The organism is Aquirufa antheringensis, from assembly GCF_023921165.1.
GTDB lineage: Bacteria > Bacteroidota > Bacteroidia > Cytophagales > Spirosomataceae > Aquirufa > Aquirufa antheringensis.
This window is the reverse complement of sequence record NZ_CP049835.1, coordinates 2,146,768-2,162,792: the sequence shown is the minus strand read 5'-3', so window position 1 is coordinate 2,162,792 and position 16,025 is coordinate 2,146,768. Positions and strand designations below refer to the sequence as shown.

The 16,025-nt window shown below is 40.5% G+C and carries 15 protein-coding genes; 10 read left to right on the top strand and 5 right to left on the bottom strand.

From position 1 onward, the window contains the following. Positions 1-183: 183 nt before the first annotated feature. Positions 184-1,605, bottom strand: coding sequence for a 23S rRNA (uracil(1939)-C(5))-methyltransferase RlmD (gene rlmD / locus G9X63_RS09735; protein WP_252622796.1), 1,422 nt, complete (start codon positions 1,603-1,605; stop codon positions 184-186). Between the two features lie 91 nt (positions 1,606-1,696). Between rlmD and G9X63_RS09730 the strand changes: the two genes are divergently transcribed. Then, positions 1,697-2,503, top strand: a complete 807-nt coding sequence (locus G9X63_RS09730; RefSeq protein ID WP_130923471.1) for an SDR family oxidoreductase — start codon at positions 1,697-1,699, stop codon at positions 2,501-2,503. A gap of 60 nt (positions 2,504-2,563) precedes the next feature. Here the strand turns inward: G9X63_RS09730 and G9X63_RS09725 are convergent, their stop codons facing one another. Continuing rightward, positions 2,564-2,950, bottom strand: coding sequence for a cyclic nucleotide-binding domain-containing protein (locus G9X63_RS09725; protein ID WP_130896582.1), 387 nt, complete (start codon positions 2,948-2,950; stop codon positions 2,564-2,566). Positions 2,951-3,080: 130 nt separating this feature from the next. On the opposite strand from G9X63_RS09725, the gene G9X63_RS09720 reads away from it, so the two are divergent. The 9 genes from G9X63_RS09720 to G9X63_RS09680 are packed head-to-tail and all read left to right on the top strand — an operon-like array spanning position 3,081 to position 11,529. Next, entirely contained in the window at positions 3,081-5,498 is a 2,418-nt protein-coding gene (locus G9X63_RS09720; protein WP_252622795.1) for a heavy metal translocating P-type ATPase, read from the top strand. A 57-nt stretch (positions 5,499-5,555) separates the two neighbouring features. Then, positions 5,556-5,711 (top strand): cbb3-type cytochrome oxidase assembly protein CcoS, encoded by a 156-nt coding sequence (gene ccoS, locus G9X63_RS09715; RefSeq protein WP_130896580.1) that lies wholly within the window; start codon positions 5,556-5,558, stop codon positions 5,709-5,711. Further along, complete coding sequence (gene ccoN / locus G9X63_RS09710; protein ID WP_252622794.1) at positions 5,708-7,834, top strand: cytochrome-c oxidase, cbb3-type subunit I; 2,127 nt, start codon at positions 5,708-5,710, stop codon at positions 7,832-7,834. Before ccoS ends, ccoN begins: the two co-directional genes overlap by 4 nt. Positions 7,835-7,838: 4 nt before the next feature. Next, positions 7,839-8,027: a hypothetical protein gene (locus tag G9X63_RS09705; RefSeq protein ID WP_130896578.1), complete on the top strand. Its 189-nt coding sequence runs from the start codon at positions 7,839-7,841 to the stop codon at positions 8,025-8,027. 4 nt (positions 8,028-8,031) lie between these two features. Beyond that, positions 8,032-8,775: a cbb3-type cytochrome c oxidase N-terminal domain-containing protein gene (locus G9X63_RS09700; protein WP_252622793.1), complete on the top strand. Its 744-nt coding sequence runs from the start codon at positions 8,032-8,034 to the stop codon at positions 8,773-8,775. A gap of 3 nt (positions 8,776-8,778) precedes the next feature. After that, the gene (locus G9X63_RS09695; protein WP_130896576.1) at positions 8,779-8,991 is read left to right on the top strand and encodes a YgaP family membrane protein; all 213 of its coding nucleotides are present in this window, start codon (positions 8,779-8,781) and stop codon (positions 8,989-8,991) included. Between the two features lie 35 nt (positions 8,992-9,026). Continuing rightward, the gene (gene ccoG, locus G9X63_RS09690) at positions 9,027-10,409 is read left to right on the top strand and encodes a cytochrome c oxidase accessory protein CcoG (protein ID WP_252622792.1); all 1,383 of its coding nucleotides are present in this window, start codon (positions 9,027-9,029) and stop codon (positions 10,407-10,409) included. An 8-nt stretch (positions 10,410-10,417) separates the two neighbouring features. Continuing rightward, positions 10,418-10,864 (top strand): FixH family protein, encoded by a 447-nt coding sequence (locus G9X63_RS09685; protein ID WP_252622791.1) that lies wholly within the window; start codon positions 10,418-10,420, stop codon positions 10,862-10,864. Next, positions 10,864-11,529 (top strand): sulfite exporter TauE/SafE family protein, encoded by a 666-nt coding sequence (locus tag G9X63_RS09680; protein ID WP_252622789.1) that lies wholly within the window; start codon positions 10,864-10,866, stop codon positions 11,527-11,529. The genes G9X63_RS09685 and G9X63_RS09680 overlap by 1 nt, the downstream gene beginning before the upstream one ends. On the opposite strand, the gene G9X63_RS09675 is transcribed toward G9X63_RS09680, so the two are convergent. The 3 genes from G9X63_RS09675 to G9X63_RS09665 are packed head-to-tail and all read right to left on the bottom strand — an operon-like array spanning position 11,519 to position 15,925. Next, entirely contained in the window at positions 11,519-12,574 is a 1,056-nt protein-coding gene (locus G9X63_RS09675) for a response regulator (RefSeq protein WP_252622787.1), read from the bottom strand. The genes G9X63_RS09680 and G9X63_RS09675 overlap by 11 nt on opposite strands. A 4-nt stretch (positions 12,575-12,578) precedes the next feature. After that, positions 12,579-13,784 carry a PAS domain-containing sensor histidine kinase gene (locus tag G9X63_RS09670; protein WP_130923437.1) on the bottom strand — a complete coding sequence of 402 codons (1,206 nt, stop codon included), beginning with the start codon at positions 13,782-13,784 and terminating at the stop codon, positions 12,579-12,581. 32 nt (positions 13,785-13,816) lie between these two features. Then, positions 13,817-15,925, bottom strand: coding sequence for a penicillin acylase family protein (locus G9X63_RS09665; RefSeq protein WP_252622785.1), 2,109 nt, complete (start codon positions 15,923-15,925; stop codon positions 13,817-13,819). Positions 15,926-16,025 lie beyond the last annotated feature (100 nt).

Here is a 16,025-nt window from a genome sequence, read left to right as displayed (position 1 = left end):
CAAAAAGTACAAAGTTGGAATTCCCTTCGGGAATACATTTCTGAAGAATAAAAAGGGCGATTAATCGCCCTTTTTCCATTTTATTGCAGTTAGAGTAGAGTTAAATTAGGCATTAGAATATTTTATTGCGCGGTTCAAGAAATTATTGCGCAGCACAATTTCGGAATCGCGTAATGAAATAATCTATGCTCTTAATTTCAACCTCACAATATTCTCCACATGGTGCGTCTGCGGGAACATATCCACCGGATGAACTACATCCACTTCATAAGAAACATCTAATAAGGCTAAATCGCGGGCTTGGGTAGCAGGATTACACGAGACATATACGATTTTCTTCGGTTTGACTGCCAAAATTTGATTCACTACATCTAAATCCATTCCTGCACGAGGAGGATCGGTAATAATGACATCTGGAGCGCCGTGAATAGCAATAAATTCTTCTGTCAAAACCTTCTTCATATCGCCGGCAAAGAAGGTTGCATTCTTGATACCATTTAATTCGGCATTAATACGTGCATCTTCTACGGCCATCTCAACGTATTCGAGTCCAACAACTTTAGACGCGTGTTTCGCTAAAAACAAACCAATAGTTCCTGTACCCGTATACAAGTCGTAAACAACTTCATTTCCTTGCAAATCAGCGTATTCACGCACTAGTTGGTATAGCTTGAGCGCTTGTTTAGCATTCGTTTGAAAGAATGATTTAGGTCCAATTTGGAACTTCAAATCTTCCATTATTTCTACCATAAAAGGTTTTCCATGGTAGCAAACTACGTCTAAATCATGAAAAGTGTCATTTCCTTTTTGATTCACCACATAATTCAAAGAGGTGATCATCGGGAATGTTGACTTCAAATACTCCATGACTGATTTTATTTCCTCTTCTGTGGCATAGGCAAACTGGACGGTGATCATCCATTCGTTTGTAACCGTATTTCGGATAATTAAATTACGTAAAGCACCTTCTTTTTGATTCTTTAATTCATAATAGGAGATACCATTCGCTTCAGCGAAATCACGCACTCCATTGCGAATCGCATTGGATGGATCAGGTTGCAAATAGCAATGATCAACGGGCAAAATCTTATCAAAACGGCCTGGAACATGGAATCCCAAGGCATTCATCGATCCTAAATCTTCTTTACCGATTTCATCTTCCGTCAGCCAGCGGGCACAAGAAAAGGTGAATTCTAATTTATTGCGGTAGTAATAGGTCTCCTCAGAACCTAGAATCGGTTGAAAATCGGGCAATTTCACTTTAGCGATGCGGATCAAATTATCTTTGACTTGTTGCGCTTTAAAGGCGGTTTGAGCTTCGTAAGAAACGTGTTGCCACTTACAACCGCCACAAATGCCAAAATGGCTACAGGCTACGTCTGTACGGTGTTTAGAAAGTGGCTGTATATTGATGGCTTGGGCTTGTTTGAAGCTTTTTTTGGACTTCAATATACGTAAATCAGCGATATCGCCAGGAGCGACAGCACCTTGAACAAAAATCACTTCCTCATTCACTTTGGCAATACACTTTGCCTCAGCGGCAAAATCCAAAATGGCAATTTGTTCCAACACCACTGGGGCTTTCTTTTCTTTTTTCTGACTCATGCTGCTAAAAATGTGCACAAAAATACGGCTTTATGTGGGCAAGCCAACCAATTCAAGATAAAACCTTAACTTCGCGATGAAATTAATTCACATGAAGAATCAAGTAGTTATCATCACGGGAGCTAGTTCTGGAATCGGAAAAGCGTTAGCCTTTGAATACGGCAGAAAAGGAGCTCAAATCGTCATCACGGGTAGAAATGAGCAGAATCTATTGGCTGCAGAAGCGGAATTACAGGAAGCAGGCATAGCTGCAAAAGGCATCGTTTGCGACTCAGCCTCAGAGGAACAAACACGTGCCATGGTAGATCAGGTGATGCACCTGTTTGGCAGAATTGACCTGCTAATCAATAACGCAGGAATCTCCATGCGATCGATGTTTGAAACGGTCGACCTCAAGGTATTGAAACAAGTAATGGATATTAATTTCTGGGGAACAGTTTACGCCACACACGCGGCATTACCCCATATAAAAGCCGTAAAAGGTGGAATTATAGGTATATCTTCTATCGCAGGTTACCGCGGACTTCCCGTCAGAACAGGGTATTCTGCCTCCAAATTCGCGATGAATGGTTTCTTAGAAGCCTTGAGAACAGAGTTATTAGAAACGGGTGTTCATGTCTTAATTGCTTGCCCCGGATTCACTGCTTCGAATATTAGAGCAGCCTCTTTAAACAGTGAGGGGAAAGTGACAGGAGATTCCATGCGGGATGAGGGAGAAATGATGTCTGCTGAAGAAGTGGCTAAACGCATTGCTGAGGCTTATGAATCTAAGAAGAAGACGTTAGTACTCACTTTCCAAGGTAAATTAACCGTATTCCTAAATAAATGGATGAATGGATTTTTGGACAAAATGGTCTACAATACCCTGAAAAAGGAAAAGGATAGTCCCTTAAAATAAAGCTCCCTTCCGCTAAAAGCAAAAGGGAGCCAAAACCCAATTAAATACCACTCTAATCATTTATACCGTAGCATAATTCAATTGAACCTTTTGTAAGAGTTCATTGAATTCCGCTTTTTTATACTCAAAATAGGGAAGGGCTAAATCGAATTCATCGATTAATTGTTTAAAATACTTCCGTTCAAAAACCAAAAATTGTGAATAACTCGAAGTCATCGCAGCATACACATGCTTTTTCTCTTCGATTGCTTCCTCAATTCCAATAAAAACACCTTTCCGATCGATGGTCACAAAGCCAGCCGGTCCTTCTAACACCAGGCTGCCCTCTTGCAGGTAAAATACAAATTCTGCTTTTTGGCCTTGACGAAATAAATATTCATCAGGCAAATAGCGGAGTTCGATTCCACTAGCTAACACTTTTCGTTCCGTATCTGAAAAATTGTTCATGGGCTTAAATAATAAGGCGAAAGTACAGGGATAAACGTTCCCAATACCTGATATTCATCAGTTTTGAACGTGTTAATTATCACGATATTCAACAGCGAATCTCCGGAAATTTGAACATTCCATTAAAAGTATGCACACAGAGATTCTTGAAGAGGTAATTTGCTATCATTGCGGAGATGAATGCCCTGAGACACCCATCATTCATCAGGATAAGACTTTTTGTTGCCACGGCTGCGAACAAGTATATGAATTACTAAATGAAAATCACCTCGACGCCTACTATTCATGTGACCTAAATCCAGGTATTTCACCTACAGACAAGAATTTTGATTTCCTTAACAACAAGGCCTTTAGAGATCGATTAATCACTTTTTCAAATGCTGATTTTTCCAAAGTTAGCTTCCACTTGCCAGCCATTCACTGCCGCTCTTGTTTATATCTATTGGAGAATCTGCAAAAATTGAATCCACAGATAATAAAGACAAGTTTGAATTTTGGGAAGAAGGATCTAACGGTTTGGTTTAAAGAAGATCAACTTAGTTTAGGTGCCTTAGCCACCTTAATTGCAAGCCTAGGTTATGAACCGCATATTTCAAATGCGGAAGAAAAACCACAAAATAATGATCAAAAAAAGCTGTTTCTTAAGCTTGGAATCGCCGGTTTTTGCGCAGGAAATGCGATGCTATTTAGCTTTCCGGAGTATTTAGGGATTGATGATGGCTCTCTTCAGGCTTTATTTGGTTACTTGAATCTTGCTTTGGGTAGCGTGGCCGTATTCTATTCCGGTTCGGACTATTTTAGCCAGGTCTATGCGCACCTCAAATTGCGCAAAATGACCATTGAATTACCCATTTTACTAGGTATTCTGGTAGGATATGGTCGCAGTGTATTTGAAATTTTATCGCATACGGGTGCTGGCTATATCGATTCCGTTTCTGGCCTGATATTCTTCTTATTAATAGGGAAGTGGTTCCAGCAGAAATCCTTTGATTTCCTCTCGTTTGAACGCAATTATAAAGCCTATTTTCCCTTAGTCGTTACTAGAATGGCGAATGGAAAAGAAGAAATAGCTCCCCTTGAAGAAATTCAGGTGGGGGACCGCTTGTTAATCCGCAATCAAGAAATCATTCCAGCAGACGCCTATTTATTAAAGGGCCAAAGTCAAATGGACTACAGCTTCGTCACCGGCGAGAGTGAATTAATTCCAATTCAAGCGGGTCAATCCATCTATGCAGGCGGAAAACACCTAGGAGAGTCTATCGAAATTCAATTGAGCAAAGAATTGAATCAAGGCCACTTAACACAGCTTTGGGAGCAACAAGCTTTTAAAGACCCGCACCACAAGACGGAAAACTGGGAAAACTTTGCGAATAACGTGGGGATGTATTTCACCGGGATACTGTTAAGTCTAGCCACCGCTGCGGGTATTTATTGGTATAATGTAGATCCTAGCCGTTGGTCTAATGCGGTAGTGAGCATTCTAGTGATTGCCTGCCCGTGTGCTTTGGCCGTTTCATATCCCTTTGCTCTCGGACACGGTATTCGCTGGCTAGCTAAATTCCACTTTTTCGTAAAAGATATTCAAACATTCGAACGAATGGCCCAAGTAGACACTTTGGTTTTTGACAAAACAGGAACGCTAACTTTGCAAAGTCAACAAGAACCTAGCGTTCATTTTAACCGTGAAGTAACAGACAAGGAATGGAACGCGATCTATTCCTTGGTTTACCAATCCACGCATCCACTTTCAAAACAAGCCAAAAAATTCTTGCAACAGCGAAGCTTGATTGCCTTTTCTGAATTTAAAGAACATAGCGGAAAGGGACTTGAAGCTACATTTGATGACTTATTTGTCCAAATCGGAAGCGCTAAATACACCTTGAATAAACTCGATTTACCAGAGGGATTTATCAGCTCAGAAACACGCTTATTTGTTTCAATCAACCAAGAGCCCATCGGATTTATCGAATTTCCTTGGGAAAATAGACCTGGTATAGAAGCCATGTTACATAGCTTAAGACATCAATACGAAGTCCATTTGATTTCAGGGGACAAAAAAGAACACGCGGCTCACTTATTGGATTGGTTTGAAGATCAAAATCACGTGAAATTTGAGTGCAGCCCACTGGACAAAATGGAGTATATCCAAGCATTACAAAAACAAGGAAAAATCGTGGCTATGATTGGGGATGGTCTAAATGATGCAGGGGCTTTAAAACAGGCAGCCGTAGGTATTGCCGTTTCAGATGACCACCTACATTTTACCCCGTCGTCTGATGCCATCTTAAAAGGATCGGAGTTGCCTCACCTTGGCGAGTTCTTAAACTACTCCAAATTTGGCCTTCAATTGATCAAAGCAAGTTTCCTTCTTTCGCTTGTTTACAATGGATTTGGATTAAGCTATGCGATTCAAGGGAATTTATATCCTTTGATAGCAGCCATATTGATGCCCATTAATTCCATCAGTATGTTAGTGATAGCCACTTGGGGAATGAATTGGAAAGGGCAAGCTCTAAACCGTTTTAAAATCAGATTAAAAGCTGAGTAAAGTCAGGTTTTGCGAAGGGCTTTGTCCCGAAATTGCAACAAATAAAATGGGTAGGCCATGGAAATAATGTACCTAATGATCGGATTAAGCCTCTTTATGGCGATCGGATTTGTAATTGCCTTTGTTTGGTCTGTTAAAACGGGACAACAAGAGGATTTAATTACTCCAGCCATGCGCATTTTACAAGAAGACGAAAAAAATACGAATCTATGAGCACAAAAACTACCTCATTAGAGCAATTTTATTACGATAATAAGATTGTTCGAAATTTTTCCTTGGCAACCATTCTTTGGGGGGTAATCGGGATGACAGTAGGTGTCATTATTGCCACTCAACTTTTTGCTCCCTCGTGGAATTTAACTCAATACGGAACCTTTGGGCGTCTTCGTCCTTTGCATACCAATGCCGTCATTTTCGCATTCGTGGGAAATGCCATTTTTGCTGGCGTTTATTATTCGTTACAGCGTCTTTTAAAAGCACGTATGTACAGTGATTTCTTATCTAATTTCCATTTTTGGGGTTGGCAATTAATCATTGTAGCTGCTGCGATTACTTTGCCACTAGGTATCACCACTTCACATGAATATGCCGAATTAGAATGGCCATTGGATATAGCGATTACGTTAGTGTGGGTTGCTTTTGGCATTAATATGTTCGGTACCATCTTTAAAAGAAGAGAACGTCACCTATATGTGGCGATTTGGTTCTATATCGCGACCTTTATTACGGTCGCGGTGTTGCACTTAACGAACTCCGTTCAATTACCGATCTCCTTTACTAAATCGTATTATGTCTATGCCGGCGTACAAGATGCCTTAATTCAATGGTGGTACGGCCACAATGCAGTGGCGTTTTTCTTAACGACTCCGTTCTTAGGAATGATGTATTATTTCTTGCCAAAAATGGCGAATCGTCCGGTCTATTCTTATCGACTTTCCATTCTACACTTCTGGGCCTTGATCTTTATCTACATTTGGGCGGGGCCTCACCACTTATTGTATTCTTCCTTGCCAGATTGGGCTCAATCGTTAGGGGTTGTTTTCTCCATCATGCTTATTGCTCCCTCTTGGGGTGGAATGATTAATGGTCTATTGACTTTACGCGGTGCTTGGGATCAAGTACGGGAGAATACGCTATTGAAGTTCATGGTGGTAGGGATCACATCCTATGGCATGGCTACTTTTGAAGGTCCTATGCTATCGTTAAAGAATATTAACGCGATTGCCCACTTTACGGATTGGATTGTGGCGCACGTACACGTAGGAGCTTTAGGATGGAATGGGTTCTTGACCTTTGCGATGTTGTATTGGTTAGTTCCCCGGATCTTCCAAACCACTGTTTATTCGGAGAAATTAGTTAAAACCCACTTCTGGATCGGAACGATTGGTATCGCTTTTTATGCCATCCCGATGTACATCTCCGGTTTTACACAGGGGATGATGTGGAAGCAATTTACTGCAGAGGGCACCTTGCAATACGGTAACTTCTTAGATACAACTTTACAATTATTACCCATGCACATGATGCGCGCTTTAGGGGGGACACTTTATTTAACGGGAGCGGTATTAATGGCCTATAACTTGTTCAAAACGATGAAACAAGGCACCTTATTAGCCAATGAAAAAGCAGAAGCAGCTCCATTAGCTATCATCGAAGAGAAACACGAAAGTGATGGACACTGGCACCGCTGGATTGAAAAACGCCCTATCCAGTTATTAGTGGCTTCTTTAGTGATGATTTTAGTAGGATCTTTGGTCGAATTAGTTCCTACGTTTATGGTCAAATCGAATGTTCCTACCATCGAATCAGTTAAACCGTACACATCCTTAGAATTAGAGGGTAGAGATATCTATATCCGGGAAGGTTGTGTCAGTTGTCACTCTCAGCTGGTACGTCCATTCAGAAGTGAGACGGAACGCTATGGGGAATTCTCTAAATCAGGGGAGTTTGTGTATGATCATCCCTTCCTATGGGGATCTAAACGTACTGGACCAGATTTGCACAGAGAAGGAGGGAAATACCCCGATTCCTGGCACTACCACCACATGAGAGAGCCGAGCAGTATGTCTCCAGGTTCAATTATGCCTAACTACGCTTGGCTTTTAGAACAAACAGTAAACACTTCTGCAACCCAGGATAAGTTAGCCGCCATGAAAAAACTGGGCGTTCCTTATTCAACAGATGAGATTACGAATGCCGTTAAAAACTTGAATACGCAGGCTAAAGCCATCCAATTAAATTTAGCAGCGGAAAAAATTAAGGTAAGCCAAGACAAGGAGATTATTGCATTGATTGCTTACTTACAACGATTAGGTACGGACATTTCTAAAAAATAGCCCTATGTTTAAACAGTTTATAGCTAACATTCCAGGAGCAGATAATTATATGATTTTCTCGCTACTCACTTTTTTTACCTTCTTTGTTCTAGTAGGCATCTACTTGATTTGGATGGACAAAAAGCACCTCGTTGAAATGGAGCATATGCCCTTTAACGATGGAAATACCTTATCTGAGAACTCAAAATCTTAAAATTATGTCAGTTTCTGTTATTGAAATTTGGTTAGTCAGTATGATCCTTGTGACTGGGGTTGTTATTTTAATCGTAACGTTACAGTTGCACGTGGCCCTAAAAAAATTGGCTGAACAGGCAGCACCGGAACCCGCTGAAAAGCAATCCTGGTGGGAGGGATTCTCAGGTTTGAAACCATTGGAAAAAGAAAAAGAGCTTCTAATGGAACACAAATACGATGATATCGCAGAATTAGACAATCCTACACCGCCCTGGTTCATGTATTTATTCTATTTATCAATCCTTTTTGCTGTCATTTATGGCTTGTATTACCATGTCTATTTAGATGGAAATATTCAAGAAACGGAGTACAAAAACGAAGTTACCATTGCGGAAAAAGCAAGAGAGGAATACCTGAAGAAGTTCGCAAACTCGGTGAATGAAGATAATGTCACGGTGGTAAAAGAGGCTAAAGATTTAACAGAAGGATCACAAATTTATTCCACAAATTGCGTAGCTTGTCACGGTGATAAGGGGCAAGGGGGCGTGGGACCTAACTTAACGGATAAGTTTTGGATTCACGGTGGAGATGTAAAGGGTTTATTTAAAACGATTACCCACGGTATTCCTGAGAAAGGAATGATAGCCTGGAATAAAACATTAAATCCCTTACAAATTCAGAAAGTTGCGTCTTACATTCTAACGCTTCAAGGGACGAATCCTCCTGGAGCAAAAGAACCACAAGGAACAGAAACTAAAACACCTTAAATTATGAAAAAAAACGTAGGTAAAATGGATCGCATTTTTCGATTAGCGATCGCCGTGAGCTTATCGATTCTGGCCTATGCTCGAATCATTCCAGCCAATCTTGCTTTAACAGTATACATTGTAGCTGCTATCATTGCCCTAACGGGAATTGTCAGAGTGTGTTTATTGTATAAACCCTTTGGAATAAGTACCTGCCGAGAAAAATCTCCATTTTAATGTAAAAGGGGTCCGGCAACGGACCCTCTTTTTTTATGTCACAATTCAATTTAGATAATGATGATTACCGGGACCATCTGTACAACCAGACAAAGGACGGTAAACGACTTTGGATCTTTCCGGGTCGCATTATCGGTCAATTTTATCGATTAAGAACGTATTTCTCCTACTTGTTATTAACACTTTTGTTCGGCTTACCTTGGCTCGAGTATAAGGGGAATCCCATTTTTCTCTTTAACGTCTTAGAACGGAAATTTATCTTTTGGGGTGTTCCCTTTTTTCCGCAAGATTTTCATTTAGTCGCTTTAGGATTAGTGGCATTCCTCTTATTTGTCAGTTTATTTACCGTGTTATTTGGTCGCATCTGGTGTGGCTGGGCTTGCCCGCAGACCATCTTCATGGAAATGTTATTTCGGAAGATTGAATACTGGATAGAAGGAGATGATAAGGCCCAAAGAAAACTGGCAGAATCCCCTTGGAACACCGAAAAAATGGTAAAAAGAGGCACAAAGCATAGCTTATTCGTGTTGTTATCTTTTGCCATTGCGAATACCTTCTTAATGTACCTCATCAGCAAAAAAGAATGGTTAAAATTAGTGACAGAGCCACCTCTAGATCACGTAGTAGGCTTAATCGCCATTCTTATTTTCACAGCGGTATTTTACTTTGTTTTTGCTCGATTCAGAGAGATGGTGTGTATGGTCATTTGTCCTTATGGCCGTCTGCAAGGCGTATTATTAGATAATAATTCCATTCTGGTTCAATATGATCATAAGAGGGGAGAACCGCGCGGAAAAGGAGAAGATAAAGGAGCGTGTATTGACTGCCATTGGTGCGTTCGTGTTTGTCCTACCGGTATTGATATTAGAAATGGAAGTAACCAATTAGAATGTATTGGTTGCACAGCTTGTATTGATGCATGTGATATGGTCATGGAGAAAACTCATCAGCCTACCGGATTAATTCGCTATGATTCGTTGAACGGAGTAAATTCTGGACAAAAACTGAAATTCACCTGGCGTATCGGTGCTTATAGCACGGTTTTGGCATTAATTGTCGCGGGTTTAACGTATATGTTAGTGACACGCACTCATTTTGAAACGACACTGTTGCGCACACCAGGAATGATTTTCCAGGTCGATGAAAAAACCCAAGAGGTAAGTAATTTGTACCAAATCAAATTATTAAATAAATCGATGGATAAACAGGAGTTCTCTGTCAAGGCTCCGGACGCATTTAACATAGTATGGGTAGGAAAACCCCTACTACAAATTGAAGCTGGTAAATTAGCTAAAAGTGAATTTTTCCTTCGGGTAAAAATAGGCAAATGGAAAAGTGGAGAGAAGGTTCCTGTTACCATAATTGAAAAAGGGGGTGATGAAGAAACCATAAAGACAAGTTTTATACAACCTGAATAAAAATCAAAATGACTAAATTTTCATTTAATTGGGGTCATGGCATTATTGTCACCTTTATACTTTTTGGGGCTTTTATGGCTTATTTCTATGTGAATATGTCGAAAGAAAATATCGAATTAGTAGGTAAAAACTATTATGCAGATGGTCAGGCATTTCAGCAAAAAATCAATGAGCGAGAGCAAACGGAGGCTTTAAAGGTTAAGGCCAGCTTGGAGTTTTCATCAGATTTTCAACAAGCCAAAATTCAGTTTCCGAATTCAGTAGCTACAGGCATTTTAGTTTTTTATCGTCCATCTAATGCAAGTCAAGATAAAACACTCCGCGTTTCGGCTGATTCGGCCGGACTAGTCTTCATCACAACACCCTTTTTAGTAAAAGGCCCCTGGAATGTGAGCTTAAGCTGGAAGAAGGACGGCAAAAACTACATCGAAGAGAAGCGCATTCAAGTTCCCTAATGTATACCTGGTATTATACCTTTCTGATCGGACTAGCTGGAAGCTGGCATTGCTTTGCCATGTGCGGACCCATCGTCTCCCAAATCAATGCGCGAGGACATTCGCCAGCGAGACTATTTTTGTATCCTTTGGGGAGAATAGTGATGTATGGAATCTTAGGTTATTTCGTGGCAGGAATTGGCTCTATTTGGTTATTTCCATCGCTTTGGTCCTATTATTATCTGATAGCTGGGGTATTTATTGTACTCATTCTTAGCCAAAACATAGGGGAGGGTCCGCTCGCTTTTTTACATCAATCCATTGGGAAAAAATTACAAAAAATAGGGGCAACCATGGGGCCCTTTGGCTATTTTTTTTTAGGAATGGCCAATGGTTTATTGCCTTGTGGACTCGTGGTGGCAGGGTTAAGTGTGGCCTTAATTCAACCTCAACCTATCTTAGGAGCTATGTCTATGGTTTCCCTAGGCATTGCGACATTGCCAGCCTTACAGCTATACATTTGGGGTACAGCTAAATTAAAGAAACAGCTGATTTTCCAATACTTGGGCTGGTTAGTCGCTGGAATTCTTTTATTTAGAGGAGCTTGGGGAATCGGGATGGCTTATTCAGACTATTTAGCTCACTCGACTTTGAGCCCTATCATCTGTCATCCCTTTAGTATTTAAGTTTCGCAAGCCCTTCGATATTTTTCAAGGTCATTTCGCCTCCTTTCACATCTAAATACCCCTCTTTCTTAAAGTCACTCAAGGTACGAATGACGGATTCGGTGGCTGTTCCTACGCGAGAGGCTAGATCCTCTCTGGAAAGTTTGATGATTAAAGGTTCCGAGGTATTCGAGCCATAAGTTTCTGCTAATTCGACTAAGACCATAGCAACGCGCATACGCAGACTTTGATAAGCCATTTCAACTAGTAACTTTTCATTCTTTAACAAATAGCTGGTTAAGGCTTTTCTAAAGAAGACTTCCAAATGAATATTTTCTTTTAGTCTTTGCTGGAAATCGACAGCGGATACACTAATAATTTGAGATTCTTCCAAGGCTTCCGCACTTTCGCGGTAGGCCTGGTTTTCTAAGATGTCAACAAAGCCGAAAAATTCCCCTTCTTGTATAAAAGAAGTAATGAAATACTTGCCATCTTTATTGGTGTGGTAGGTTTTCACTTTTCCTTTGGCCAAATAATACAACCGAATCGGATGATCACCTTCCGCATAAATGACTTGCTTTTTTGCATGCGTTTGCGTCTTCTTCTCACCAGTCCAAGTAGTTAAATCTAAAAATGCCAAGGCTTCGTGCACTGCTTTCAAATCCGAAACTGATTCTAAAACCGGTGTCTGCGTTTTTGATTTTTTCAAACGAGCCTCAATGGCTTTTAATAATTCCACTTCTTGGAAGGGTTTCGTCAAATAATCATCCGCACCCATTTCCATCCCCTTGCGCATATCGGCACGATCGGTTTTAGCCGTTAGAAATATGAAAGGAATGGACGATAATTCTGTCTGACTGGAGAAAACCTGCAAAACGCCAAATCCATCTAAATTAGGCATCATGATATCACAAATCACTAAATCAGGATTCCAAGAACGCGCTAAACGCACACCTTCCAAACCATCCGAAGCCGTTTCGACTGTGAATCCAGATAATTCCAATAGCTCTGCGGTGTTCTCTCGAATATCCACACTATCCTCAATAATTAGTATGCGCTTGCTCATCCTGTTAATTCAGAGGTAACTGAATTCGTAGTTCAGTCCCTTTATTTAATTCACTTTTAATTTCTACTTTGCCACCTAATAAACGCACATAACGATCTACCAAGTGCAATCCTAATCCCGTTCCTTGAATAACGGTCGCATTTCCACCTCTGAAGAAACGTTCGAATAAATGCTTTTGGTCCTCCTCACTAATACCAATACCTTGATCAATAATGGCTAAGGTAACCGATTTCTCTTGTGGAATGACACGTAGCACCACCTCTTTCTGTGAAAATTTTAGTGCATTCGAAAGTCCATTGAAAATGACTTTTCGCAGAATCGAAGCATCTTGCACGCAAGTGTAATCTCCCTCTAATTCTAAGCGAATAGCTTGCTGATAAGTACTAAAATCAGATATAATATCTAGTAAAAAGTGTCTCACACTAAATTCAGAGGGATGAATTTCTAATTTTCCATCTTCTAATTTACCCACAGATAAAAACTCTTCTAATATCTCCGTTAAATGACTAACAGATGACTTAATCCGATTAATATGCTGTTCCCTTTTAGGCTGATCTTCTTCCTTTGTATATTTTTCAATCAACGTAGCAGACCCCAAAATGGAGGTTAATGGCGTTCTAAATTCGTGGGAAGCCATCGAGACAAAACGGGTTTTCAAATCCCCTAACACTTTTTCCTTTTCTAAGGAAATTTCAAGTTCTTTTGCATTGACCTCTAACTTGTCCAAGGTATTTTGTAAAGCTTGTGTTCTCGCCGCTACTTCTTGTTCCAAAGTCTCATTTAGTTGATTGATCTGCTGATTCTTTAAGATCAACTCCATCTCGACTTTACGCTTTAAAGTCACATCACTCACGAAGGCGATATAATGCATGCTATCGCTCGCTTTAAAGTGACTTAAGGAGATTTCGATGGGGAATAAGGAACCGTCCTTTCTTTTCGCTTTTAAGTCAAGACCTATTCCCATGGGACGAGAAATGGGTTTTTCATGGCCTAAATTTCCCAAATGACCGTGGTGACGCTCTTTCAAATGATTAGGAATTAACAAGGATATGTTTTCTCCTATTAACTCAGACGATTCATAACCAAAAAGTTTATCTGCAAAACGATTAGAAAGGATCATTTCAAATCGCGAATTCGTTACAATAATACCGATAGCCGCCTCTTGAAAAATGGCTTCAAACTCGAATCCGGCTTGTATTTGATTAGGCATTTGACTGAAATTTGATATAAATATACCCTTTTTTAAGGATGATAGGAAGCAACCGCATGCTTCAAGACATCACTTTTATAAAAATAAATAGTCTTAAATTTTCCCTCGGCATACATCTGACCTTGATCAAAGAAGTGCGGGGAATTAGGGTTACCATTTTGACCGCCTGCTAATAGCGAATATGCCTTTATTTTAGGGCCAAATTCAACCGCCGCAATAAAGCTATTGCCGTTCACCCCATACCATTTTTTCGAGCCTTGAATCGATCGACTCGTGTAAGAGGGTAGTTGGCCCCAAGCTGACGAGGTAAAAGGTACAGGAATACTCGCTTTCGAATCATCCATTTGAAAAGCGTCACCATTGGAAATACGTTGAAAGCGATTTAATTCGCCCCAAGCAACCCGCCAAGTACCAAAATCCTTGTTTAAATCAGCTAAAACTTCCCTTAACGCTTGCACCATTTCTGATCTAGCACCCGTTTTTGCATAGCTTTCCATATTCTGAACAACCTCTGTTTCTCCTCCAAATTGCTTGGGCTTAGGAATTTTAGACATTATTTTCAGTCCCCAGCGAATAGCGATGGTTTGAGCAATTGAACTGGACGACGCATTATAATCCCAGTTTTTCAATTCTTGAACCACCTCGGCTAAATCCGATTCTTGCCCTGCCGCATCTATAAGTGCTGGCAGTAAAGTTTCGAAAGCCATCAAATGTCGATCGTAACCTAATCCAATTAAACCCTGTAAATCCAATTTGCCGGTCTGAGAGAACAATCGAACCGCATTGCGATCACGGAAATTTTCCCCATCTGGCGCCATATAAACGGGATAATTAGTGCGAAGCGGACTCGAAGTTCCTGAAACGGTGAAAGGCGTTGAATTGCAATTTTGAATCCATCCAGAGGTAGGATTGTATACGTGAACGATTTCGTCAACAGAATGAAGTCCTTTCCAATCGATTTGGCTAGAAGAGCCATCCTGAGGCACGCCCCAGTCCTTAGTGGCGTCTCTACGCGGAACGTAATTCCCGTGCCAGTAAGCGATATTACCTTTATTATCAGCATAAACCGTATTATTCGAGGTATTCGCCCTCATGTCCATCACTCGTTTATAATCTTCCAAACCTTTCGTTTTTATGCGAAGCCAGCTTTGCATTAAACTCTTGCGAGCTCTGTTATAGGAGCGAACCGAAATCCATTTGCCATTTCTTGCCGCTAAAACGGGACCTCGGTGGTTAAAATAGGCCTTGATTTTACGTGATCCTAAAGTGATTATTTTCGTTTGAAAAGGAATCCATTTGCCATCTAAAAGATATTGCATCTGTCCGTTCCGCGAGCGTGTTGTCTCTACATAGGCATCCGCCACATCGACTTCAGAGGAGGTATGCATCCAACCATTGTACGGATTAAATCCTTGATAGACAAAGAATTGACCCCAAGTCACCGCTCCATACACCGATAAACCTTCTTCACTTTCTACGTGTACTTCGGGACGAAAATAAAAGGTCACGTGCGGATTAATATAAAGTAAAGAATGACCGGATTTAGAGAGGGAAGGGCCTACTGCGAAGCCATTCGAACCCGTTAATTTTTCGTCTGGAGTTTGGTATTTCACACTAGCGACTTGAGCTGGTAAACCATAAAACAAGGCTGTTTCTTGTTCAGTCACATCTCCCGTAGAAATGGCTCCAATGGATCCATCGGTCCATAATAGGGGATACCAAGGTTCAAAATGGGTTAATAATTTAGGTTTTACTTCCGGATGCTTTTGTAAATAATAATTGATTCCATCGGCGTACGCGTTCAAGAGTTTTTTAAGCCAAACAGGAGCCGTTTTGTATTCTGCTTTGGCCTCCTTCTCATCAATTAACAATTTGATATAGAGGTCATAAGCTAATTCCTTTTCCCCTCTTAGCTCAGACATCCGACCTAATTTCTCGATGTAATTTATCTCCACTCGGTCGAAATCATCCTCGCACTGGGCATACATTAATCCAAAAACAGCGTCCGCATCCGTTTTACCATAGATATGCGGAATACCCCATTCGTCTCGGTGGATTGTTACGCGTTTCGCTTGATCCGTGTACGGATTTGCTTCAGTAGTAAATGTGGAAAAAAGTAACAGGAATAGAATTTTTTTCATAGCTTTTTCATGAGATATAAAAATAGAAAAAAATCGGGTCAGGAGGGTATAAACAATGTAAAATTGTCTTTCTATCTTACAAGAATATTCTAAACCTCTC

What these genes read in the sequence shown, in the direction of transcription:
- rlmD (WP_252622796.1), bottom strand. Translation starts at nt 1,605, where the DNA reads ATGAGTCAGAAAAAAGAAAAGAAAGCCCCAGTGGTGTTGGAACAAATT.
- G9X63_RS09730 (WP_130923471.1), top strand. Translation starts at nt 1,697, where the DNA reads ATGAAGAATCAAGTAGTTATCATCACGGGAGCTAGTTCTGGAATCGGA.
- G9X63_RS09725 (WP_130896582.1), bottom strand. Translation starts at nt 2,950, where the DNA reads ATGAACAATTTTTCAGATACGGAACGAAAAGTGTTAGCTAGTGGAATC.
- G9X63_RS09720 (WP_252622795.1), top strand. Translation starts at nt 3,081, where the DNA reads ATGCACACAGAGATTCTTGAAGAGGTAATTTGCTATCATTGCGGAGAT.
- ccoS (WP_130896580.1), top strand. Translation starts at nt 5,556, where the DNA reads ATGGAAATAATGTACCTAATGATCGGATTAAGCCTCTTTATGGCGATC.
- ccoN (WP_252622794.1), top strand. Translation starts at nt 5,708, where the DNA reads ATGAGCACAAAAACTACCTCATTAGAGCAATTTTATTACGATAATAAG.
- G9X63_RS09705 (WP_130896578.1), top strand. Translation starts at nt 7,839, where the DNA reads ATGTTTAAACAGTTTATAGCTAACATTCCAGGAGCAGATAATTATATG.
- G9X63_RS09700 (WP_252622793.1), top strand. Translation starts at nt 8,032, where the DNA reads ATGTCAGTTTCTGTTATTGAAATTTGGTTAGTCAGTATGATCCTTGTG.
- G9X63_RS09695 (WP_130896576.1), top strand. Translation starts at nt 8,779, where the DNA reads ATGAAAAAAAACGTAGGTAAAATGGATCGCATTTTTCGATTAGCGATC.
- ccoG (WP_252622792.1), top strand. Translation starts at nt 9,027, where the DNA reads ATGTCACAATTCAATTTAGATAATGATGATTACCGGGACCATCTGTAC.
- G9X63_RS09685 (WP_252622791.1), top strand. Translation starts at nt 10,418, where the DNA reads ATGACTAAATTTTCATTTAATTGGGGTCATGGCATTATTGTCACCTTT.
- G9X63_RS09680 (WP_252622789.1), top strand. Translation starts at nt 10,864, where the DNA reads ATGTATACCTGGTATTATACCTTTCTGATCGGACTAGCTGGAAGCTGG.
- G9X63_RS09675 (WP_252622787.1), bottom strand. Translation starts at nt 12,574, where the DNA reads ATGAGCAAGCGCATACTAATTATTGAGGATAGTGTGGATATTCGAGAG.
- G9X63_RS09670 (WP_130923437.1), bottom strand. Translation starts at nt 13,784, where the DNA reads ATGCCTAATCAAATACAAGCCGGATTCGAGTTTGAAGCCATTTTTCAA.
- G9X63_RS09665 (WP_252622785.1), bottom strand. Translation starts at nt 15,925, where the DNA reads ATGAAAAAAATTCTATTCCTGTTACTTTTTTCCACATTTACTACTGAA.